Here is a 21934-nt window from a genome sequence, read left to right on the forward strand (position 1 = left end):
CCGACTCCCCAAAGCTGGCATCAAGCTTCTCCGGCTATCAATAGCTCAGCGGGCCGGTAGCGCCAAGTGTCCCGTTTGCGCTGCGTCATGTCAAAACGGGTTCCACGTCGGCTCAGCCGTAAACTTCAGATAACCGACATTCACGCCAAGGCGCGCGCCCACGCCCGCCCGGACAGGAACCACATATGTGTTGTGATTGCTCAACACAGTCATGCCGACACCGCCAACAAGATATGCCGACCCGTTCACACCCAGGTACCGCTGGTACATTGAATCGACGGAAGGGAGATTGTAGATCAGCATCATCACGCGCGCGCCATCGCCGCCAAAATCCCAGCCGACCGATGGACCTTGCCAGAACACCTTGTGGGTACCCGCGTTCCGGGTGTAGAGCGTGCCCTCTCCGTACCGTGCGCCTGCGACAAAAGCCCCCGCGCCTTCCTCTCCCAGTATATAGCCATTGGGTTCACCATAGCTGCTGAATGCCCGCTCGACGACGGAGGCCAGGCCGCCGGATACCGTCCCGAAGAACTTGTGCCCGGCCACGACGACTTCGTCCTCGCTGTAGGTATCGGGTTGCGCGGTGGTCTGAGCCAAGGCGGCCGGAAGTCCCGCAAGCGCAAGACCCATGAGGCCGAAAGCGATGTTTAGTATCGTTTTCCGCAAAACCGTCATTTTTTTCTACTCCACGTTCCTCGAAGGGCAAGCCGTGCTGGCGGTGGCCGCTTGCGCTATTGTTGGCATAGTTTGCCCGATTCGTGCTTGGATGGGGCAATAACGGGAAACTATGCCGTGTCAGATCGATAGTGTTGAATTCAGACGGAGGTATGGCTGCGTTGAGGGCCGGTCGAAAAGTCCACAGGCGACTTGTTGTGGCGGCGTTGTGTCTCTTGATCGGCTGGGGTGCGGCCGTGACCGCGCGTCCGCAGATATTTGTTCCGGACCCTGTCTCTGGATATGCGCTAGGCGGACATGACCCGGTCGCCTATTTCGTTGACGGCTACCCGCGAAAAGGCCGACGCGACTATGTGGCTTCCTGGGGTGGGGCCGATTGGATCTTCGTGAACGAAGGCAACAAGGCTGCATTTGAGGGCGCGCCGCAGACCTACGCCCCGCTCTTTGCCGGTTGTGGCGCCTATGGTTTGGCCGAAGGTTTTGCAGCCGCGGGAAGTCCTTTGATCTTCGCATTTGTCGAGGGGCAATTGGTCTTCTTCTATTCCAGGGTCAACCGCTTCCTGTTCCTGATCAATGCCGGCCAGTTGCGTGAGGACGCGGACGGAAATGCGCGGATAACCGGCTGCGTGCCGGATCTGTAAGGGTCTTCACACCTTGGCATTGCTGGCAGTGGCATGTAACGCTTTGGGATCTTCCGCGATTCGAGCGGTGAGCAAAATGCCAGACGAGATTTGATAGCGCCATGCCCGAACTGAAAGAGCTTTCGTCCCTCGATTTGTCTGCCCTGGTTGCAAGCCGCGTCTGTCACGACATCATCAGTCCTGTCGGCGCGATTACCAACGGCCTCGAAGTACTCGACGAGGAGGGGTCCGAAGACATGCGCGAGTTTGCGATGGATCTCATCCGCAAGAGCGCACGGCAAGCATCGGCGAAACTTCAATTCGCGCGGCTGGCATTTGGGGCCGCTGGGTCGGCCGGGGCCGAAATCGATCTTGGCGATGCGCAACTCGTCGCGGTTGGATTTATGGAAAATGAAAAATCCAACCTCGATTGGCAGGTTGCACGGCATTTGATGCCGAAAAATTACGTAAAGTTGCTTTTGAACCTCATCTTGATTGCAAACCAGTGCGTGCCGCGCGGGGGCGATATCACCGTAACGATGGACGGATCACCGTCCGATCCCGGCTTTAGCCTGAGGGCGGAAGGGCTTAATCCCAGGATACCGCTGGGAATGGCCGAGACGTTGAGCGGTCAGGAGCCGGAGCGTGTTGATGCTCATTCCGTACAGCCGATTTACACAGTCCTGCTTGCAAGAGAATGCGGTATGACTCTCAGCATCCAAAAAGATGACAATGTGGTCAGCATTGCGGCCAAGAAGACTGAAGAACGAATGTAAAATAAGAAGCTGTGCGCTTCAGCGTATCTTAACTGTTTGACCTCACTCTCTGTGACTATGGACATCCGGGTCCAGCCGCCTCTGCCTGGAGGCGCGGAACAGTCATTAGTCGGGTGAGAGCAGGCCATGGACGACCTTCTTAGGGAATTTATTACCGAGACCAATGAAAGTCTCGATGTCGTGGACGTCGAACTGGTCAAGTTCGAACAAGAGCCAAACAACGCCACGATTTTGGACAATATTTTTCGTCTTGTTCATACAATCAAAGGCACTTGCGGCTTCCTAGGCCTGCCGCGGCTCGAGGGCATCGCCCACGCCGCCGAAACGCTGATGGGCAAGTTTCGGGATGGCGCTCCTGTCACACAGGAAGCCGTTTCTCTCATCCTGACGTCGATCGACAAGATCAAAGACATTCTGTCGGAGTTGGAAGACGCCGAAGGAGAGGAACCCCAGGGTGATGACAGCGAGCTGATCGCCGAACTCGAGGCAATGTCGGCGAAGGCCGATGCGGCAAAGAATGGCCCGCCAGTCGAAGAACAAGGCTCAGCCGCATCGCAGGCCGCCGCCGAGGAAGCCGACAGCACCCCCGACCAGACTCTGGAGCGGCCGCTGCGTCCGGGCGAGGTGTCTCTCGATGAACTTGAGCGTGCCTTCCGTGAGACGGAAATCGAAGTCGAAATAGCCGATGGCGACGGAGACGCGGATACCGCCGCACCGGTTGCCCAGGTTTCCGAAAGCGCCAAAATCGAAGCCACCATGAAGATTGCTGACGCAAAGGCTGCCGCAGCGTCCGACAAACCCGCAGCCGAGAAGGCGCCGGGTGAAAAGAAAGCCGGTGGCGGCGTTTCCAATAAAAGCATTCGGGTGGCTGTCGATACGCTTGAGCACCTGATGACGATGGTGTCCGAGCTCGTTCTGACCCGAAACCAGCTTCTCGAAATTGTCCGGCGTCATGAGGACAGTGAGTTCAAGGTTCCGCTGCAGCGCCTGTCCAACGTCACGGCCGAACTGCAGGAAGGCGTGATGGCCACGCGGATGCAGCCGATCGGTAACGCTTGGCAGAAACTGCCTCGTATTGTCCGCGATTTGAGCCAGGAACTCGATAAGCCGATCGAGCTTGACATGCGCGGTGCGGAAACCGAGCTCGACCGTCAGGTTCTCGAACTCATCAAAGACCCGCTCACACACATGGTGCGCAACTCCGCCGACCACGGCTTGGAACACCCTGCCGAGCGCAGAGCGGCCGGTAAGCCGGAGAAGGGCACGATCACACTCGCTGCCTATCACGAAGGCGGGCACATCATCATCGAAGTAAAGGATGATGGTAAAGGTCTCGACGTCGCCAAGATAAAGTCGAAGGTTCTGGAGCGTGGTCTCGCGACCGAGGCCGAATTCGACAAGATGACGGACGCCCAGATCCACAAGTATATCTTTGCCGCCGGGTTCTCAACGGCTGCAAACGTTACCAGTGTTTCCGGCCGCGGCGTCGGCATGGACGTGGTGCGCAACAACATCGAGCTGATCGGCGGTACGGTCGATCTTCGTTCGACGCCGGGCAAGGGCACGGCCTTCATCATCAAGATCCCGCTCACGTTGGCAATCGTTTCGACGCTCATCGTCGAGGCCGGTGGCGATCGCTTCGCCATCCCGCAGCTGTCTGTGGTTGAACTGGTGCGTGTCCAGACCAATTCCGAGCACAGGATAGAGCGGATCAAGGACACCCCTGTCCTGCGCTTGCGGAACAAACTGTTGCCGCTCGTGCATATGTCCCATCTGCTTGGCATCGCCGAGGCCAAGGTGGCCGAAGAGGCGTTCGACGCGGACAACGGATTTATCGTTGTCATGCAGGTCGGCAGCCAGACCTTCGGGGTTGTTGTCGACGGGGTCTTCCATACGGAAGAAATCGTGGTCAAGCCGATGTCCACGATGCTGCGGAACCTGACCATGTTCTCCGGAAATACAATTCTGGGCGACGGATCGGTCATCATGATCATCGATCCGAACGGGGTCGCCAGTGCCATGGCAAGCCATGCATCCAGCGCCGTGGCGGAGCAGAACGAGGAAGAGGAGGCCGAGGAGCTCAGCCGCAAGGCCATCACCAATACTTCGGCGATTTCCCTGCTGTTGTTCCGGGCCGGTTCTCCAGAGCCGAAGGCGGTCCCGCTCTCGCTCGTTACCCGTCTCGAAGAGTTCGAGGTCAGCAAGATCGAGCGGTCCAACGGACGCGATCTGGTTCAGTATCGCGGCGCGTTGATGCCTTTGGTCTATGTCAACGATGGGGATTGCCACAAGACGGAGGGGACACAGCCTATGCTTGTATTCTCCGACAGCGGCCGATCCATGGGTCTTGTTGTCGACGAGATCGTCGACATCGTGGAAGACCGCATGAACATCGAAGTCGGTTCGGAACGTCCGGGCATCCTCGGGTCCGCGGTCATCAAGGACCGCGCGACGGAAATCATCGACCTTGGGTACTACCTCCCGCAGGCCTTCGAAGACTGGTTCATGCGCAAGGAAATGGATATCGAGGCGCTGACCAAGAAGGTGCTTTTTGTCGATGACTCGCCATTCTTCCGGAACATGCTCACGCCGGTGCTCAAAGCGGCCGGCTACGACGTGACGACCTGCAACGGACCGGGCGAAGCCTTCGAACTGTTGGAAAACGGCGCGAAGTACCATGCGATCGTCAGCGATATCGAGATGCCTGAAATCAACGGCTTCGAATTCTGCGAGGCGCTCCGGCGGGATCCGAGATTCCGCAACATTCCGATCCTTGCCCTGTCCGCAATGGTGACGCCGGCCTCGATCGAGCGGGGCCGCCAGGCAGGGTTTGACGACTATGTCGCCAAATTCGACCGTCCGGGGCTGATTGCTGCTCTGAAAGACGTCTTTTCGGGTGAAATGGGAGCTGCGGCATGACAATGCTGGAAAAAAACATCAAGGCAACCGGCAGTGACATGATCCAATATGTCACGGTCGTGATCGGAGGTCAGTTGTTCGGCTTGCCGATCTCTCAAGTGCATGACGTGTTTGTCCCGGAGAGTGTTACGCGGGTTCCGCTCTCCGCGCCGGAAGTGGCGGGCGTGCTCAACCTTCGCGGCCGGATCGTGACCGCAATCGACATGCGCCGCCGGCTTCATTTGCCGCCACTTGAGGAAGGCCAGATGATGGCCGTCGGGATCGAGTACAAGCATGAAAGTTACGGTCTGGTGATCGATACGGTTGGCGAGGTGCTCACGTTGCCGATCAGCAGTTCGGAGCCAAATCCCTCCAATCTGGACAAGCGTTGGGCGGAAATATCCGGTGGGGTGCATCGGCTTGATGGACGATTGATGGTGATCCTGGATGTCGACCGGTTGCTGGGGGCCATGTTCACCGAACCAATGGTCGCGGCTTGATTGACGTAGGGTGAAAAACTTGGGGAGAGCCCGATGAAACAATGCCTCGTAGTGGACGATTCAAGTGTCATCAGAAAAGTCGCGCGTCGTATTCTCGAAGACCTGAACTTCGAAATCACCGAAGCTGAAGACGGACAGCAGGCTCTTGATGTCTGCCGGCAGACCATGCCCGATGCAATCCTGCTGGACTGGAACATGCCCGTGATGGACGGACTGGAGTTTCTGACCAGTCTGAGGGGAGAAGCTGGTGGTGAGAAACCGGTCGTTGTTTTCTGCACGACCGAGAACGACGTCGCCCACATCGCCCGTGCCATTCGTGCCGGTGCCAATGAGTACATCATGAAGCCTTTCGACCGGGAAATCGTGGAAGCGAAGTTTCAGGAAGTTGGTCTCATTTAACGGCATGGCGGACCCATTGAATGGCATTTGCGCAAACAACCATAACGACCGGTGCAAAACCGAGCAGTGATCCAATCAAAGTCATGGTGGTCGACGACGCTGTCGTGATCCGCGGGCTGTTGAGCCGCTGGCTTGATGCCGATCCGGATATATCCGTCGTCAGCTCCCACAGAAATGGCAAACTCGCGGTCGACGATATCGAAAAAAGCAACCCCGACGTCGTGGTCCTCGACATCGAGATGCCGGAAATGGACGGCATGACGGCTTTGCCTTTGATGCTGGCGAAGAAGCGGGACCTCGTCGTGATTATGGCGTCCACTTTGACCCGCCGGAATGCGGAGATCAGTCTCAAGGCCCTGTCCTTGGGCGCCGCCGATTACGTTCCAAAGCCAGAATCCACCTCGGAGGTCACAACGTCGGTCGATTTCCGCCGGGAGCTCATCGACAAGGTCAAGGCGCTTGGCCAACGTGCGATCCGGATGCGAGGACCCGCGCGCCCTGCACGGGCGATGCGCGCCGAAACAACGGCAGGCCGGGCGGCGGCGCCGGTCCAGAATCGCGTAGAACAACCGGTGAACACGCGGGAAGCTTTCCGAAGTGCACCGGCGGCGCCGGTTGCCAAGGGAAAAGCGCCCATCAAGCTGAAGCCGTATTCCTCGGTTCGGCCGCGGGTGCTCGTGATCGGGTCGTCAACCGGCGGGCCGCAGGCGCTTCAGGACGTGATGAAGGAAATTGGCACGGCCATGAACGACGTGCCGGTTCTCATTACCCAGCATATGCCCCCGACCTTTACTTCAATCCTTGCCGAGCATGTTGGCAAAGCAGCGTTGCGCCCGTCCAAGGAAGGGGATGACGGTGAGGTGGTGCGTCCAGGCAATATCTATGTTGCGCCGGGCGGCAAACACATGATCGTGGAGAAGACGCCTGCGGGCGTGACGATCCGGCTCACCAACGGTGCGCCCGTTAATTTCTGCAAGCCCGCGGTCGATCCCTTGTTTGAAAGTGCGGCAACGGCTTTTGGCTCCGCGACCCTCGGCTTGATTTTGACCGGAATGGGACAAGACGGTGCCGAAGGCGTGCGGAAGATCTCGGCTGCTGGTGGTAGTATCGTGACCCAGGACGAAGAAAGCAGTGTCGTGTGGGGGATGCCAGGTGCTGCGGCAATGACCGGGATGTGCAGCGATTGTCTGCCGCTGAAGCAAATTGGACCGAAGATCGCTCGTGTTCTGAAGGGGAGTACCCGATGACACCAACAGAATTCGAGTTCTTGAAGAAGTTTTTGAAAACCCGGTCGGGTTTGGTGTTGTCGAATGACAAGCAGTATCTGGTCGAGAGCCGTTTGCTTCCGGTTGCCCGGACCGCGAAACTGGAAACGCTGAGCGCGCTGGTTCAGTCGCTTCAGCGTGGCGGAAACCGGTCAATGGAGGAAAACGTGGTGGAGGCCATGACCACCAATGAATCCTTCTTCTTTCGCGACAAAACGCCGTTTGAGCATTTCAAGGATACGATGCTTCCGCATCTTCTTGAGAGCCGCGCGAGAACAAGAGCGATCAAGGTCTGGTGTGCAGCTTGCTCCACTGGTCAAGAGCCTTACTCCCTATCGATCGTTCTCAAGGAAGAGGCCGCAAGGGTCGCCGGTTGGCGGATCCGGATTCTGGGAACAGACCTTTCGAACGAAGTTCTCGATAAGGCGAAAGCCGGAATCTACAGCCAGTTCGAAGTCCAGCGGGGACTGCCGATCCAGCTCTTGCTGAAATATTTCGAACAAAAGGGTGATGTTTGGCAGATCAACCCTGGACTGCGGGCGATGGTGGAATGGCGCAAGCTCAACCTTCTTGAAAGCTTCTCCCATCTGGGCGAATTCGACATCGTGTTCTGCCGCAATGTGTTGATCTATTTTGACCAGCCGACGAAGACGGAAATCCTCGATCGCCTCGCCAAGAGCTTACCTGAAGACGGGTACCTCGTCCTGGGGGCAGCCGAAACGGTGGTCGGGCTGACCGAGGCATTCAAGCCGGTGCCGGGAAAACGCGGCTTGTTTCAAAAGAAGCAGGTCGCCAATACGACCACCCGGCCCGTGCCCGCGCGCATGGTTGCTGGAGCCGGACTTACCAGATAACTCTCGGTATCGTGCACGCGATCGGAAAACGATCGGGAAAGCCGGCGGATCGCCGGCTTTTTCATGTCCCGACTTTGGCTGCGCTCGCCCCGGGCCGTACGTCACCGGTCACTGGGCCCGGTCTTTGCGAAATGAATGGGCTCCTGATCGCGCATCGTGTCTCTCCAAACCGTTGCTATTCGCGATAGATGACCCCCGAAATCATCTAAGCTTGTGATCTATTGGAAAAATATCGGAAAACGCCCTTCGTTCGCAGTTTCGTGAACGGAGCAAACAAGAAGTGGCCAATTGCCGCGGGAGCGCCAAATACCTGTTGGCTCCGGCCCGTCCTCACGAAGTTTTTCGCGAGGCGGATCGTTGACATGAAATTCTGCTCATGAAGAGCGATTGGGAGTGATGGCATGACATCGATCAATGTGAATTTGACACGCCGCGGGGCCCTTTTGGGCGGCGGAGGGCTGATAATCGGGGCAGGGATGGCAATAACGGCCGGCCCCGCGTTCGCTGCCGCCGAGCAACAAGGGGAAATGGTCCGACCAGTTGCCCGGTTCATGGTGGGCGATTTCGAAGTAACTACACTTCTGGATGGCGCCGTTACGGTGGGCGAGCCCCAAAACACATTCGGTATGAATGTTGACGCAGACACCTTCGCTGCCACCTCGGCCGACAATTTCATACCCGCCGACACCTTCAAGGCCTTTTTCACACCGACTGTCGTGAACACGGGGTCTGAGTTGATCCTTTTCGATACAGGCGTGGGCGAAGGCGGGCGGCCTGCGCGCGGGAACATGCGGGCTGCCCTTCAGAGCGCCGGCTACAGCCCGGAACAGGTGGATGTAGTGGTGCTGACGCACATGCATCCGGACCACATCGGTGGATTGATGGAAGCGGGGGCGCCTGCATTTCCAAACGCGCGGTACGTGACCGGCAGGGCAGAATACGATTTTTGGGCTCCCATGGATCCTGGATCCAATGGCGTTGCACGGTTGGTGGCGCAGAACGTGGTCCCGATAGCCGGCAACATGACATTTCTAGAAGATGGTGGCAGCGTCGCACCAGGCGTGACAGCGATGGCAGCGTTTGGCCACACACCCGGGCATATGACCTACATGCTGGAAAGCAACGGTCAGCAATTGCTGCTTGTCGCCGATATGGCGAACCACTACGTCTGGTCGCTGGCCAAGCCTGACTGGGAAGTCCGTTTTGACATGGACAAGGAAGCTGCGGCAGCGACACGGCGCCGCGTGCTCGCGATGCTGGCCGCTGACAGGCTGCCCTTCGTCGGCTATCACATGCCGTTTCCAGCAGCCGGCTATGTCGAGGTGGACGGGAACGGTTTCCGCTATGTTCCCGTTTCCTATCAACTCAGTCTGTAAGAAGCGCAATCAATCGGGGACTGCGGCCGGGATACCGGCCTTACACCTCAGCTCAAACAAAAACTCCCGCTGCATGCGGGAGTTTCCACTTCACATGACGGTTTGATCCGAGCGCGTCAGGCCGCGACCTCGATATCGGGCTCGCGAAGCACATAGCCTCGGCCCCACACGGTTTCGATGTAGTTCTTGCCCGACGTTGCGGCCGCCAGTTTCTTGCGCAGCTTGCAGATGAACACGTCGATGATCTTCAGTTCCGGCTCGTCCATACCGCCATAAAGATGGTTCAGGAACATCTCCTTGGTCAGGGTTGTTCCCTTGCGCAGGGAAAGCAGCTCCAGCATCTGGTATTCCTTACCGGTCAGATGCACGCGCTGGCCGCCAACCTCGACGGTTTTCGTGTCCAGGTTCACCTTCAGGTCGCCGGTCACAATCACGGACTGGGCGTGTCCCTTGGATCTGCGGACAATCGCGTGGATGCGGGCGACGAGTTCATCCTTGTGGAAGGGCTTCGTCATGTAGTCGTCAGCGCCAAACCCCAGGCCGCGAACCTTGTCCTCAATTCCAGCGTTGCCGGACAGGATGAGGATTGGCGTTTTAACCTTGGATACGCGCAGCGTCCGCAAGACCTCATAGCCGGACATGTCCGGCAGATTGAGGTCCAGCATAATTATGTCGTAATCATACAATTTACCGAGGTCGATACCTTCCTCGCCGAGATCCGTCGTGTAGACATTAAAGTTCTCGGATTTGAGCATCAGTTCGATGCTTTGCGCTGTTGCGCCATCGTCCTCAATCAACAAGACACGCATGCCAATCCCCTTATGTTGCCTTTCCTGGGCAAGTCGCAACGGCTGTGTCGGCGCCTGCTACGAAGGACTGCGATTAACCCCGACTCATGCTTAGAGCCTTATGGTTAACAAAATCTCATTCCCACCGGCAAGCTTGGCCGCAATGATTCTGTGCACAAAGGCTAAAGGCTTGACTTCCCGAAAAAAAACCGGGGATGGGCCAGTTAAACCTTTTGTTTAAGAAACCGGCTTAGCCGACTCTCACAGGACTCATATTCGCAAAGCCGTTAGGACTCGTAACTGGAGCTCGCCTGACGACGTTCTGTTCATTAAGATTAAGCAGAGACGTAAACGATCCGTTACCAAAACCGTTAACAGGCGGAAGGAATCGACATTGAAGCCGCTTTTTGCCGAAATCGATTCGCTGATGGGCACCGAAATCTACGGACGGGTGGTGGCGGTGCAGGGTCTTCTGGTTGAGGTGGCGGGGCCTTTGCACGAAATGAGTGTCGGGGCCAGGCTCCTGATCGACAGTGGGGAAGAGCGGCCGCCGGTTTCGGCGGAAGTGGTTGGTTTTCGCGATGATCACGCCCTTTGCATGCCATTTGCCGGGCTTGAGGGGGTCCGGATGGGGTGCCGGGCGATCATCAGCGCGCGTGAAAGCAGCGTGCATCCGGCCCATTCCTGGCTCGGCCGTGTCGTCAACGCAATGGGTGAGCCCATCGATGGCAAGGGCGATCTGCCCAACGGCGAAACGCCACGTTTCTTGCGCAGCGCGCCACCGCCCGCCTCCCAAAGAGCGCGCGTTGGCGCACCGCTCGACCTGGGCGTCCGGGCCCTCAACACTTTTGTGACCTGTTGCGAAGGGCAGCGGATGGGGATCTTCGCCGGATCCGGGGTGGGGAAATCGGTGCTCATGTCGATGCTGGCTCGCAATACGCAATGCGATGTGGCTGTAATAGGCTTAATTGGTGAACGCGGCCGGGAGGTGCAGGAATTCATCGAGGATGATCTGGGGGACACCGGACTTGCGCGTTCGGTTGTGGTTGTCGCGACATCCGACGAAAGCGTCTTGATGCGCCGCCAGGCGGCCTACCTCACGATGACTGTGGCCGAACATTTTCGAGATGAGGGGGCGAACGTCCTGTGCATGATGGATTCGGTGACACGGTTTGCGATGGCGCAACGTGAGATCGGCCTGTCAATCGGCGAGCCTCCGACTTCGAAAGGTTACACGCCGACGGTCTTCACCGAACTGCCGCGCCTTTTGGAGCGCGCCGGACCGGGCAAAGTGGGAACGGGGTCCATTACCGGGCTGTTCACCGTCCTCGTGGAGGGCGACAATCACAATGAACCCGTCGCGGATGCCGTCCGTGGCATTCTGGACGGTCACGTCGTCATGGAGCGCGGCATTGCCGAACGGGGGCGATACCCTGCCATCAATGTGCTAAAGTCTATTTCCCGGACCATGCCGCGCTGTGTGCCAAGTGAGCACCTGCCGGTACTTCGGCGGGCCAAGCAATTGCTGTCAACCTATACGGATATGGAAGAACTCATTCGTTTGGGAGCCTATCGGAAGGGGTCGGACCCGATGGTCGACGAGGCGATCGCGAAATTCGGGAAAATCGACGATTTCTTGAATCAGCAAAAAGACGAGTGCACGTCGTTAGCCGAAGGATATCGTCAGCTTGCCAACCTTTTGGAAATGACTCCGGGCTAAGGTTGGGCTGCTAGGGGAGTATTGAGTGATGAAAACCCGAGACAGTCTGATCCGGTTGAAGCGGTTTCAGGTCGACGACAAGCGGCGGCAACTCGCTCAAATCGAGGCCATGATTGCTGAATTCAATCGAATGGCTGATGAGCTGGACGACCAGATCAAGTCGGAACAAGAGCGTGTTGGGATCACGGATGTGACCCATTTCGCCTACCCAACCTTTGCCAAAGCCGCTGCGACCCGCCGCGACAACTTGCGCAATTCAGCCAGCGAGCTCGACGAACAGCTTCAGCGCGCTCAGGATGAACTGGCGGAAGCAATTGAAGAATTGAAAAAGTTCGAGCAGCTTGAAGAGCGGGATCAGCAACGTGAACGCTTGAGCGCCGAGGCGGCCGAACAAGAGCAACTCGACGAAATCGCAAGCCGGTATCGCGCCCGCTGAGACGCCAGTTGCGAAGCGCTTGCTTGGGGGTATCGCGTTTCGGAAGCCGCTCGCGCCTTGGGCGCATCCTTTTGCATGTGCCTAGCGCATCGTGCGTTTTGCTTGAAACGCCCAAAGATGCGCGGTCACTCAAGAAGAGATCATCCAAGGGGTGTGAAATCGGCTCAGATGAAACGCCTGCCGATCTAGCCGTCAGAAGGTGTGAGCCCTTTCCGTCGATTGATTGCTCCGCCAGGTTTCGAACCGGGTTGTGGGCCAAAGATGAGCTGTGCGAAGGCCGGGGACCAGATCGGTTTTCGCTCGCCCGGCATCACTCGAAAATGAAAATCTGATCGATCTTCGGATGGCTGTGCATCCGGCTATTTTTAGAAGCTCTTGCCTAGAAACCCGCCGCCAATGTCAGTTTGCGATTCAAGGAACCCTTTTTCTCGGGTCTGACCCGTTTGGGCCGTTTGGCTGCAAACTCGCTGTTGCGACGAACGGGCGTAGCTTCAACATCTGCCTGGAGGGCTGCGAACGACCTGCGCCATTCGGCCGCTTCCCCGCTTGGCAGCTTCAGCTTCTTGCTCCTGACAGTTGCGAGGAAAGCGAGCGTATCGGCGTTCAATCCGGTCAGCATTGCCAAGCGTGCCCCATCTTCCGGCTCCCCGTTAAAAACAATGTCGCGTATTTTAGGTTCCCGTTGGCCGCTGACATGGGCCAGCAGGCGCGCCACGTCTTCAAGGCGCTCGTCCTGGAGCAGAAGGGTGAGGATATCGTTGAGGTTCGCGCCCTCCTTCTGGCACGCAGCCCAAAGGCCCATCGAGTTCTTTTGGGTGTAAGCGGCCCCCAAATTGCGTCTCAGGCTTCTCAAATACTGCAGGTGCTCCCTTTGTTCCGGAGACAGGGATTCCTCGATCAGCTTGCGAAGTTTGTGGCGGGTGTTGGTGTCGACATAGGGCAACATCTGCTTGTAGTTCGACGGCGTTAGGTCCTTGCGCAAGAGCAAGGCGTCGCATGTCCGTGCATCTTTCATGGCCCTCCTGATGAGAAGCGACAGCGCCTTTTGGGAAAGCTGGATCTGAAGATTTTCAGCGATAATCCGATGGACGGCGATGCTGCCGCGCCCGACCAGCTGTTCCGAGACAGGCTGTGTCAGGTCGGGTCGTCTTGCGAGTACCTGGAGATGGGGATCGGGCAGACTCATGGAGAGTTTAAGCAAGACCGGTTCCCGGAACCCGCGGTAGCCAGTGAGGATCGGATTGGCGACAACGGGTTGGTCCTGCGCCAGCTGAAGAACCAGCCATTCTGGAAGAGTGCCGCATGCGGAGACCAACTCGGCGACATGGGCCCTGTCTTCCAGGGGACTTAACGGGTAAAGCAGCCGTATAATCTCCGAAAAAATGCGGATATCCGCCTCACTTCTTCTTGGCAAGCTGCTGGCGACTTGATCCGTAACCTTGCGCAACAAGGTGCTGCGGGACTCCTGCAAGTTGTCACTCGTCATTTCCACCACTGCATATTTCATCATTGTCCCCCCTTGTTTTTGAGGGTGTTCTTCACACTGTTATTTTTGCGTTACTTTTCGGGGTCAGAGTGTTTTTTTTCGTGATTTTAAATACTTAACGTAACGGCATTTTCTGATTTCGGGCCTTTGCTTGCGGCAGGAACCAGGAGCAATGGGCGCGGCACGGTTCCTGAGGGCTCTAGGAAAACAGCGGTCACCGGCATTGTTCCTGACGGCGAATGATGTAGGTTTCCGGCAACTCGGCCCAATCGCAGCGCTTCAGCGATGCGCTGGTTCCGCGCCAAGACGACGCAAAGGCTTTGACATGAAATATCTCGCCCTGCTGGTTTGCTCTTTCTTGATCTCAGCATTGCCAGAAGCGACGCTTGCACAGCTCCCTTCGCCGCCCCCTTCTGCCGCCAACTCATCGCAAGAGCCGGTCACGCCGGAGGCGGTCGAACAGGCCGGCGAAGTGCTTCTGCGCTTTCTTGACAGTGCCGAAGGCCGCAAGGCGCTGAACGATTATCTTCAAAACAGCGGCGCCACGGATGAGCCAACAGCACAGACCGCTCCGGCGGCAGACGGTCAAACCGCTTCGGCGGCGCCGGAGGCCAAAGCCGACGCCGATGCCGCCGCAGTTGCCGAAACAGAGGCGGTTTCGCAAACATTCGCCGTCCGTCTCGGGCAGTATACGAGAGTTGTGGCCGACGATTTCGGTTTGATCATCGAGCGCGTGAGAGCCTCCTTGAGAGGCATTGCCCTGCTGGCCACTGGCGAATTGCAAATCCGATGGGACAGGGTTTCAGAAGCCTTCCTGTCTCTTGCAACCGTCTTGCTTTCCGCAACGGTCATTTCGTGGCTCGGGCGCTGGCTCGTTGCAAAGGTCTATGATCGCCTGGATGTAAAGGCACGTTACGGGGGATGGACGACCCGGACCGGCATCCTGATCTTCACCAGCGTTCTGGACGGGCTCGCTGTTCTCCTTGGCTGGGGTGGTGGCTACGTGGTTGCCTTGGCAAGTTTTGGCGGCTTGGAAACCGGTGTGACCTTGCTCGAAAGTCTCGCTCTCAATGCATTTCTGTTTTCGGGTCTGGCCTTGGTGGCTCTGAGGTTCGTATTCGAGCCGGGCCGCCCGGCTTTGCGCTTGCTGCCCTTCGACGACTGGGCGGCAGGTTATTGGACCCGATGGCTCGGTTTTGTCTTTGTGTTGCTGATATATGGAATCATGCTGGGCGTTCCGCTTGCCAACCAGACCGTGTCTTTCGTCTTTGGGAATGCTGTTCGTTTCCTTGTCGTTTTGTGCGCGGCAGCAACGATCGCCGTTTTGATCGTCAGGAATAAAAAACGGGTTGAGGACGGTATCCGCACTTACGCCGAGAACTTGTCCGGCGACCTTGGCAAGAAGTCGATGACGCTTCTGGCGCGCACCTGGCACATCATCGCGTTCTTCTATGTGCTCATGACATTCCTGATCTGGTTGTTCCGCCCCTATGATGCGACCCAAATCATTGTGCGATCGACCGGACTGTCCGTTCTCACCATCATGGCAAGCGTTCTGGCATCGCTCATGATGACAAGGGCGATCGTGCGTGGAATCCGGCTCCCGGACAGCCTTCGAGAATCCCTGCCAGCCCTTCAAGGAAGGTTGAACGCCTTTGTGCCGAGGATCCTGAAGATCTTCCGGTTTGCTGTCGGGGTTCTGACGGTTTTGTTGCTGCTCGACATCTGGCACATTGCGAGCTTCACGACCTGGGCCCGCAGCCCGCAGGGCGCCGACGTCATTGGCCGGTATGGCTCGGCGGTTATGGTGCTGCTATTCGCGTTTGGGATCTGGATCGCCGTCATGTCCTGGGTGGACCTCAGGCTCCGGAGCCGCTCCGGATACGTCGTGACTGCGCGTGTTCGGACCTTGTTCCAGTTGTTCCGAAACGCCTTCACAGTGGTCATTATCGTGATGGCAAGCTTGCTTGCTCTTTCTGAAATCGGCATCAACATTGGCCCGCTCATCGCCGGTGCCGGTGTTGTTGGTCTAGCGATCTCGTTCGGCGCGCAAACTCTGGTGAAAGACATCATCACGGGCGCCTTCATCCAGATCGAGAATGCGATCAACGAGGGCGACGTGGTAACGGTCGCCGGGACCACAGGTGTGGTGGAACGGCTAACCGTACGCTCAGTGCGCATCCGGGATCTTGACGGGACCGCGCATATCGTACCGTTTTCTTCCGTCGACATGGTCTCGAACTTCATGCGCGATTTTTCCTACCATGTGGCGGTCATTGGCGTGTCTTACAGCACCGATATCGCGAAGGCCAAAGGCGCGATGGTCGAAGCGTTCAACCGGCTTCGCAATAGCGACCTCGGCCCAAAGATACTTGATGACTTCGAAATGCACGGTGTCACCATGTTCGGAGACAGCGCGATCAATATCCGTGCCCGTATCAAGACCTTGCCGGGCGAGCAATGGGGCGTCGGGCGGGCATTCAACGAGTATGTCAAGCAGGTGTTTGACGAGGAGGGAATCGAGATTCCCTTCCCGCAGGTTACATATCATGCGGCGCCTCCGCCGGCGATGGCCGGCAGGCCGTCAAAGAAAACCGAGAGCGTCGATGCGGATCCAGAAGGCGCCTCGCCAACACAGGCCGGTTCGGACGGCCCCGCGGAAGACCGTTAAAGCGCCCGATTGCCCCTGTTGTCCCGGCCATATCCTGGATCGCGGCAATTGTCCGCGTTTTGGGCGTGGGCTTGTCCGGTCTTATTCTCTTTCCTTTCATTGAATTTCGATCTGTTTCGCTTTATTTTCGGTTCCATCGAATAAACGCGTATTGCCTATCTGCCGGAGGCTGGCCATGACGCCTGACTTTGACCTTGTCGTAATTGGCGGGGGGATCAACGGAACTGGAATCGCCCGGGATGCGGTGGGCCGCGGTGCCTCGGTCCTGCTGGCCGAGATGGGGGATCTGGCGGGCGCCACTTCGTCGGCGTCGACCAAACTCATTCACGGTGGTTTGCGGTATCTCGAATATTATGAATTCGATCTGGTCCGAAAGGCGCTGAAAGAACGCGAGGTCCTCTGGAAGGCGGCCCCCCACATTGCGTGGCCCATGCGTTTCATCCTGCCTCATCACAAGGATTTGCGTCCTGCCTGGCTCCTGCGTTTGGGGCTTTTCCTCTACGACCACATCGGTGGCCGCAAGCTTCTGCCCGCCACTCGGACGGTTCCGCTCGACCGCGGTCCTTTCGCCCAGGGACTCAAGAGCATGTTTCGCAAGGGCTTTGAGTATTCGGATTGCTGGGTCGAGGATTCCCGCCTAGTTGTTCTAAATGCCCGCGATGCAGCCGACCGGGGCGCGGAAATCGCGACCAGGACGAAATGCATCAGCGCCCGCCGCGAAAACGGCCTGTGGCGCGTTGTTCTGCGCGACCTGAGCAGCGGAACAGACCGGACAGTGACAGCAAAGGTCCTGGTCAACGCGGCTGGTCCCTGGGTTGCCGAGATGCTGACCGGGGTTGTCGGGGCAAACCGGCGGTCGAATGTCCGGCTTGTCAAAGGCAGCCATGTGGTTGTTCCCAGGCTGTTCGACCACGACCGGTGTTTCATTTTCCAAAATGCCGACGGCCGCATCATTTTCGCGATCCCCTACGAAACCGATTTCACCTTGATCGGTACGACAGATGTCGAGTTCGAAGGGGATGCGACGGGGGTTCAGATCTCGCCCGACGAAATCTCCTATCTGTGCGCTGCCGTCAGCGAATACCTGAAGGAGCCGGTGACGCCCGATGACGTGGTGCACACCTATTCCGGCGTCAGACCCCTCTATGATGACGGCGCCAGCGATGCGAAGGCGGCCACGCGAGATTATGTGCTCGAGCTTGAGGGCGGCGAGAATGGGGTGCCGGCACTTCTATCGGTATTTGGAGGTAAGATCACAACCTATCGCAAATTGGCGGAGCACGTGCTGGAAAAGCTGGCGCCGTTTCTCCCTTTCAAGACGGGAGAATGGACGGCCGGTGCGTCGTTGCCCGGCGGTGATTTCCCGGCTCAGAAGTTCGAAGAGGAAGTTGCCACGCTTCGGAAGGACTTCGGGTTCCTTGATGAGCGGTTCGCCCGCCGGCTGTGCCATGCCTATGGCCGCGACACCTGGCGTCTGCTGGCCGGTGCGGCGAGCGAGGCTCATCTGGGCCGTAAATTCGGGGCGGACCTTTACGAACGTGAGGTGCGTTGGCTGATCGAACGCGAATGGGCGCGCACAGCTGACGACATCTTGTGGCGCCGGAGCAAACTTGGCTTGAGACTGTCCAAAGAGGAAGCCGGGGCCTTGGACGAATTTGTCGTCTCCGAGGTTGCGGCGCTGGCAAATGCTGCGGCATAACACAATCCATCAAAGCCTTTGAGCGAGGGGCGTTCGCCCACCAATCAATAATAATCCAAAAGGGAGGCGGCCATGGGCGGAGCGATCTTGGCCATTGATCAGGGAACGACATCGAGCCGGGCCATCGTTTTTGGCGGCGACTTTCAACCGGTCTCGGTGGGGCAGCAGGAATTTCCGCAGCATTTTCTAAAATCCGGCTGGGTGGAACACAATCCCGAGGACATTTGGACCAGCACATTGGCCGTTTGCCGGGATGCCATTGCAAAATCCGGCATGGCTGCGTCGGAGATTTGTGCGATTGGCATCACCAATCAAAGAGAGACCACGCTGGTGTGGGATCGCCTCACCGGCGAACCGGTCTACAATGCGATTGTTTGGCAGGACCGCAGGACATCGGCTTTTTGTGCCGACCTTCGCGCACGCGGCCTGGAAGCAACGTTTGCGGCGAAGACAGGATTATTGCTGGATCCCTATTTCTCGGGCACGAAACTCGCCTGGATTCTCGACAGTGTTGAGGGTGCTCGCGCCCGCGCCGAGAAGGGGGATCTGGTCTTCGGGACCGTCGATACCTGGCTGATCTGGAAGCTTACCGGCGGCGCGCGTCACGTGACGGACGCCACCAACGCCTCCCGGACGCTGATCTACAATATCCGGGAAAACGCCTGGGACCCGGAACTGTGCGAATTGCTTGGCATTCCGATGTCGATGTTGCCGGAGGTCCTCGACAGCGCCGATGATTTCGGCGTGTGCGAAGAGAGCCATTTCGGCGCGCGCCTGTCCATTCTCGGTGTGGCCGGGGATCAACAGGCGGCGACGGTCGGGCAGGCTTGTTTCGAGCCGGGGATGGTGAAGTCGACTTATGGAACCGGATGTTTTGCGTTGATGAACACCGGATCCGACCCTGTGCCTTCCAAGAACCGGATGCTGACAACGATTGCCTACCGTTTGAACGGCCAAACCACCTACGCGTTGGAAGGATCGATTTTTGTCGCGGGCGCTGCGGTCCAATGGCTGCGTGATGGGTTGGGGCTGATTGAAAACGCATCTGAGTCTCAGAAGCTGGCCGAACAGGCCGATCCAAACCAGGATGTTTATCTGGTTCCGGCGTTCGTCGGGCTTGGTGCGCCGTATTGGGACGCGGATGCCCGCGGGGCGCTTTTTGGCTTGAGCCGGGCCACCGGGCCAAAAGAAATCGCGCGTGCCGTGCTGCAAAGTGTCGGCTTTCAAACGTTCGATCTTCTCGACGCGAAAAAGGAAGACTGGAAATCCGACACCGAGACCGTGTTGCGGGTCGATGGCGGCATGACGATTTCCGACTGGACCATGCAGTTTCTGGCCGACATTCTTGGGGCGCCTGTCGACCGTCCCGCGGTGCTTGAAACCACGGCATTGGGGGCGGCCTGGCTCGCCGGATCGAAGGCAGGGGTTTGGCCCGGCCAAGAGGAGTTCGCGAAAAGCTGGAAGCTGGAAAAGCGGTTCGAGCCGAAAATGGACGCGGCAACGCGCGACCGTCTCATCGCCGGATGGCGCGATGCCGTGCGCCGGACCCGTTCCGACTTCTGATAGGTCCCTCTCTGCCTTTCACCAGTCGCATCGCCGCTCAATGAGATGGCGATGCGGCCGTTCTTCCGCGCAGCGATGCCTGAAAACCGTTAAAGTTCAGCCCCCCGCTACTCGTCATCGCCACCCGGACTGTTCTAGACTGACCCAAACGGTTGGAACGGGCGGCGGTTCAGATGAAGCGGTTCTTGGGAATTTGGCTGGTGGCCTTGGCGACTGTCTTGGGCGGCGGGGCTGTTGCCGCCAAGACCTTGGTGTTCTGCTCCCAGGCATCGCCAAACGGGTTTGACCCTGCCCTCCACACCGACCCGGCAACGCTGAACGCGTCTTCCCGGCAAATCTACGACCGCTTGGTCGAATATGCGCCTGGTTCAGGCGACATTGTTCCTGGTCTCGCGGAGCGATGGACCATTTCTGAAGATGGCTTGAGTGTCACCTTCTCGCTGCGTCGGCAGGTTTCCTTTCACTCCACGCCTTACTTTGCCCCTTCGCGGTTCCTGACCGCTGATGATGTCGTGTTTTCGTTCCGGCGGCAGATGTCCGAGCGCCATCCGTGGCACGCCTACCGGGAGGGCGAGACGTGGGAGTATTTCAATAGCCTGGCGCTGGCGACCCTTATTGACGACGTCGTCAAGATCGATGATCAAACTGTCCGGTTTGTTCTCCGGCGGCCGCATGCCCCGCTATTTGCCACGCTGGCGATGGACTTTGCTTCGATTCTTTCGTCCGAGTATGCCGAGCAGCTTGCTCAGGCCGGCGCGAAGTATCAACTGGACCGCCGGCCGGTCGGCACGGGTCCTTTTGTGTTTGCCGATTATGAGGAGAGCGAGGTCATCCGGTATAAGGCCAACGCCGTTTACTGGAAGGCCCCGCCGGTAATCACTGAATTGGTCTTTTCGATCACGCCCGACGCTGCAGACCGCCTGCGCAAATTACAATCCGGCGAGTGCAGTCTCATGCTGGAGCCAGATCCCAAGCACATCCCGGTGTTTAAAGAGGATGGCCAAATCAAACTGCTGGAGAAGAGCCGTCCGGATATCAGTTACCTTGCGTTCCGCACCACAATCGCGCCATTTGACAATAGTCTGGTGCGCAAGGCGTTCAATTTCGCGATCAACAAGCAGGCGATCGTGGACCGGGTTTTTCAAGGGCGCGGTGAGGTTGCAAAGTCCGTTCTTCCGCCGGGCTCCGAAGCACGCGATGAAAACCTGAATGACGCGTTCTATGACCCGGGTCTGGCGATCCAGCTTCTGGAAGCCGCCGGTGTCGAGGATCTCTCGATGACCCTGCTGGTCATGCCGTCCGGCCGGACGTACAATCCGGATCCGGGTCTCATGGCGCGGATGATACAAGCCGATTTGCAGCGTATCGGCATCGAGGTGAAACTCGTGACACCGGCGTCCTTTGGCGAATTTCTGGTCCGGGCGCGGTCCTCGGTCCGGGACGCGGGCATTTTGTATGGAACAACCAGCCGAATGGCCGATCCCGGCCAGTTTCTGAGTGACCAGCTTGGCTGCGATGCCGCCGACGGCTTCAACCTTGCACGGTGGTGTCTCGAGGCATTTGATGATTTGCTGCAGCAGGCAGAACAGGCCTACGATCAAGACGATCGCGATGGCCTCTACCGCCAGGCACAGGCGCTTTTCAAGGATGCAGCGCCATGGGTGGCCATCGCGCATTCGCGAGAGTTTGTGCCCATGTCGCAGAGCGTGACGGGATTCGTCCCCGATCTGTTCGGAGGCCTCCGTTTCAACGGCGCGGATATCGTGGAGTAGGGTGCTGCGGGTTCTCGCAGGGGTCAGAAAAGGGGTTTTGTTTTTCCATATTTCGAGTATTCTCGAATTATGGAAAAAACTGAAGCGCTCAATACTCTGGCAGCTCTTGGTCAGGAAACACGCCTTGATGTGTTCCGCCTGCTCATAAAGGCGGGCCCGGGAGGTATGTGTGCCGGAGCAATTGCCGAGCATCTGCAGGTTCGTGCCAATACCCTATCGACCCATCTGAGCGCCTTGTCTCGGTGCGGCCTTGTGCACGCCGCCCGCGACGGGCGCTCAATCACCTATTCCGCCCGTATCGACCAGATGCAGAATCTCATCCTCTACCTGATGCGCGATTGTTGCGATGGCAAGCCAGAGCTCTGCGATCCCATCGCGGGCGCCCTGGTCGGATTTGACCAGACCGACGCATCCGGTCCGACAAGCCGTTTTTGAA

At 58.1% G+C, this 21934-nt stretch carries 18 protein-coding genes; 15 read left to right on the plus strand and 3 right to left on the minus strand.

Annotated elements, in window-relative coordinates:
• Positions 1–90: 90 nt before the first annotated feature.
• Positions 91–675 carry a DUF1134 domain-containing protein gene (locus F0184_RS00695; protein ID WP_172971930.1) on the minus strand — a complete coding sequence of 195 codons (585 nt, stop codon included), beginning with the start codon at positions 673–675 and terminating at the stop codon, positions 91–93.
• Between the two features lie 197 nt (positions 676–872).
• Here F0184_RS00695 and F0184_RS00700 point away from each other — a divergent pair, with 197 nt between their 5' ends.
• The 8 genes from F0184_RS00700 (at position 873) to F0184_RS00735 (ending at position 9363) form a co-directional block, all read left to right on the plus strand.
• Entirely contained in the window at positions 873–1316 is a 444-nt protein-coding gene (locus tag F0184_RS00700; RefSeq protein WP_208998265.1) for a YHS domain-containing (seleno)protein, read from the plus strand.
• A gap of 101 nt (positions 1317–1417) precedes the next feature.
• On the plus strand, positions 1418–2071 hold the full coding sequence (chpT, locus tag F0184_RS00705) for a histidine phosphotransferase ChpT (protein WP_150493433.1): 654 nt from the start codon (positions 1418–1420) through the stop codon (positions 2069–2071).
• A gap of 126 nt (positions 2072–2197) precedes the next feature.
• A complete protein-coding gene (locus F0184_RS00710; protein WP_150493435.1) occupies positions 2198–4990 on the plus strand; it encodes a hybrid sensor histidine kinase/response regulator in 2793 nt (930 codons plus the stop codon).
• Positions 4987–5469 (plus strand): chemotaxis protein CheW, encoded by a 483-nt coding sequence (locus tag F0184_RS00715; protein WP_150493437.1) that lies wholly within the window; start codon positions 4987–4989, stop codon positions 5467–5469. The genes F0184_RS00710 and F0184_RS00715 overlap by 4 nt, the downstream gene beginning before the upstream one ends.
• Before the next feature lie 33 nt (positions 5470–5502).
• Positions 5503–5868, plus strand: coding sequence for a response regulator (locus F0184_RS00720; protein ID WP_150493439.1), 366 nt, complete (start codon positions 5503–5505; stop codon positions 5866–5868).
• Between the two features lie 20 nt (positions 5869–5888).
• The gene (locus tag F0184_RS00725) at positions 5889–7115 is read left to right on the plus strand and encodes a protein-glutamate methylesterase/protein-glutamine glutaminase (RefSeq protein WP_150493441.1); all 1227 of its coding nucleotides are present in this window, start codon (positions 5889–5891) and stop codon (positions 7113–7115) included.
• Positions 7112–7987 carry a CheR family methyltransferase gene (locus F0184_RS00730; protein WP_150493443.1) on the plus strand — a complete coding sequence of 292 codons (876 nt, stop codon included), beginning with the start codon at positions 7112–7114 and terminating at the stop codon, positions 7985–7987. Before F0184_RS00725 ends, F0184_RS00730 begins: the two co-directional genes overlap by 4 nt.
• Positions 7988–8388: 401 nt before the next feature.
• Positions 8389–9363 (plus strand): MBL fold metallo-hydrolase, encoded by a 975-nt coding sequence (locus tag F0184_RS00735; protein ID WP_150493445.1) that lies wholly within the window; start codon positions 8389–8391, stop codon positions 9361–9363.
• Positions 9364–9479: 116 nt separating this feature from the next.
• Here the strand turns inward: F0184_RS00735 and ctrA are convergent, their stop codons facing one another.
• On the minus strand, positions 9480–10172 hold the full coding sequence (ctrA, locus tag F0184_RS00740; protein WP_150493447.1) for a response regulator transcription factor CtrA: 693 nt from the start codon (positions 10170–10172) through the stop codon (positions 9480–9482).
• Positions 10173–10545: 373 nt separating this feature from the next.
• On the opposite strand from ctrA, the gene fliI reads away from it, so the two are divergent.
• Both fliI and fliJ read left to right on the plus strand, forming a co-directional pair.
• The gene (gene fliI / locus F0184_RS00745) at positions 10546–11871 is read left to right on the plus strand and encodes a flagellar protein export ATPase FliI (RefSeq protein WP_150493449.1); all 1326 of its coding nucleotides are present in this window, start codon (positions 10546–10548) and stop codon (positions 11869–11871) included.
• 28 nt (positions 11872–11899) lie between these two features.
• Positions 11900–12307 (plus strand): flagellar export protein FliJ, encoded by a 408-nt coding sequence (fliJ, locus tag F0184_RS00750; RefSeq protein ID WP_150494571.1) that lies wholly within the window; start codon positions 11900–11902, stop codon positions 12305–12307.
• Positions 12308–12686: 379 nt separating this feature from the next.
• On the opposite strand, the gene F0184_RS00755 is transcribed toward fliJ, so the two are convergent.
• Positions 12687–13817, minus strand: a complete 1131-nt coding sequence (locus F0184_RS00755) for a DUF2336 domain-containing protein (protein ID WP_150493451.1) — start codon at positions 13815–13817, stop codon at positions 12687–12689.
• Positions 13818–14118: 301 nt separating this feature from the next.
• Between F0184_RS00755 and F0184_RS00760 the strand changes: the two genes are divergently transcribed.
• The 5 genes from F0184_RS00760 (at position 14119) to F0184_RS00780 (ending at position 21933) form a co-directional block, all read left to right on the plus strand.
• Positions 14119–16464, plus strand: a complete 2346-nt coding sequence (locus F0184_RS00760) for a mechanosensitive ion channel domain-containing protein (protein WP_150493453.1) — start codon at positions 14119–14121, stop codon at positions 16462–16464.
• A gap of 175 nt (positions 16465–16639) precedes the next feature.
• Positions 16640–18163, plus strand: coding sequence for a glycerol-3-phosphate dehydrogenase (gene glpD / locus F0184_RS00765; protein WP_150493455.1), 1524 nt, complete (start codon positions 16640–16642; stop codon positions 18161–18163).
• 72 nt (positions 18164–18235) lie between these two features.
• Positions 18236–19726 carry a glycerol kinase GlpK gene (gene glpK / locus F0184_RS00770; RefSeq protein ID WP_150493457.1) on the plus strand — a complete coding sequence of 497 codons (1491 nt, stop codon included), beginning with the start codon at positions 18236–18238 and terminating at the stop codon, positions 19724–19726.
• 173 nt (positions 19727–19899) lie between these two features.
• Complete coding sequence (locus F0184_RS00775; protein ID WP_150493459.1) at positions 19900–21498, plus strand: ABC transporter substrate-binding protein; 1599 nt, start codon at positions 19900–19902, stop codon at positions 21496–21498.
• A 69-nt stretch (positions 21499–21567) separates the two neighbouring features.
• On the plus strand, positions 21568–21933 hold the full coding sequence (locus tag F0184_RS00780) for an ArsR/SmtB family transcription factor (protein ID WP_150493461.1): 366 nt from the start codon (positions 21568–21570) through the stop codon (positions 21931–21933).
• The last annotated feature ends 1 nt before the right edge of the window (position 21934 follow it).

The sequence above is a fragment of the Roseibium aquae genome (assembly GCF_008711285.1).
Classification (GTDB): Bacteria; Pseudomonadota; Alphaproteobacteria; order Rhizobiales; family Stappiaceae; genus Roseibium; species Roseibium aquae.

Bases quoted from the DNA above. Each gene is read 5' to 3' on its own strand.
- F0184_RS00695 (WP_172971930.1), bottom strand. From the start codon at position 675: ATGACGGTTTTGCGGAAAACGATACTAAACATCGCTTTCGGCCTCATG.
- chpT (WP_150493433.1), top strand. From the start codon at position 1,418: ATGCCCGAACTGAAAGAGCTTTCGTCCCTCGATTTGTCTGCCCTGGTT.
- F0184_RS00710 (WP_150493435.1), top strand. From the start codon at position 2,198: ATGGACGACCTTCTTAGGGAATTTATTACCGAGACCAATGAAAGTCTC.
- F0184_RS00715 (WP_150493437.1), top strand. From the start codon at position 4,987: ATGACAATGCTGGAAAAAAACATCAAGGCAACCGGCAGTGACATGATC.
- F0184_RS00720 (WP_150493439.1), top strand. From the start codon at position 5,503: ATGAAACAATGCCTCGTAGTGGACGATTCAAGTGTCATCAGAAAAGTC.
- F0184_RS00725 (WP_150493441.1), top strand. From the start codon at position 5,889: ATGGCATTTGCGCAAACAACCATAACGACCGGTGCAAAACCGAGCAGT.
- F0184_RS00730 (WP_150493443.1), top strand. From the start codon at position 7,112: ATGACACCAACAGAATTCGAGTTCTTGAAGAAGTTTTTGAAAACCCGG.
- F0184_RS00735 (WP_150493445.1), top strand. From the start codon at position 8,389: ATGACATCGATCAATGTGAATTTGACACGCCGCGGGGCCCTTTTGGGC.
- ctrA (WP_150493447.1), bottom strand. From the start codon at position 10,172: ATGCGTGTCTTGTTGATTGAGGACGATGGCGCAACAGCGCAAAGCATC.
- fliJ (WP_150494571.1), top strand. From the start codon at position 11,900: ATGAAAACCCGAGACAGTCTGATCCGGTTGAAGCGGTTTCAGGTCGAC.
- F0184_RS00755 (WP_150493451.1), bottom strand. From the start codon at position 13,817: ATGATGAAATATGCAGTGGTGGAAATGACGAGTGACAACTTGCAGGAG.
- F0184_RS00760 (WP_150493453.1), top strand. From the start codon at position 14,119: ATGAAATATCTCGCCCTGCTGGTTTGCTCTTTCTTGATCTCAGCATTG.
- glpD (WP_150493455.1), top strand. From the start codon at position 16,640: ATGACGCCTGACTTTGACCTTGTCGTAATTGGCGGGGGGATCAACGGA.
- glpK (WP_150493457.1), top strand. From the start codon at position 18,236: ATGGGCGGAGCGATCTTGGCCATTGATCAGGGAACGACATCGAGCCGG.
- F0184_RS00775 (WP_150493459.1), top strand. From the start codon at position 19,900: ATGAAGCGGTTCTTGGGAATTTGGCTGGTGGCCTTGGCGACTGTCTTG.
- F0184_RS00780 (WP_150493461.1), top strand. From the start codon at position 21,568: ATGGAAAAAACTGAAGCGCTCAATACTCTGGCAGCTCTTGGTCAGGAA.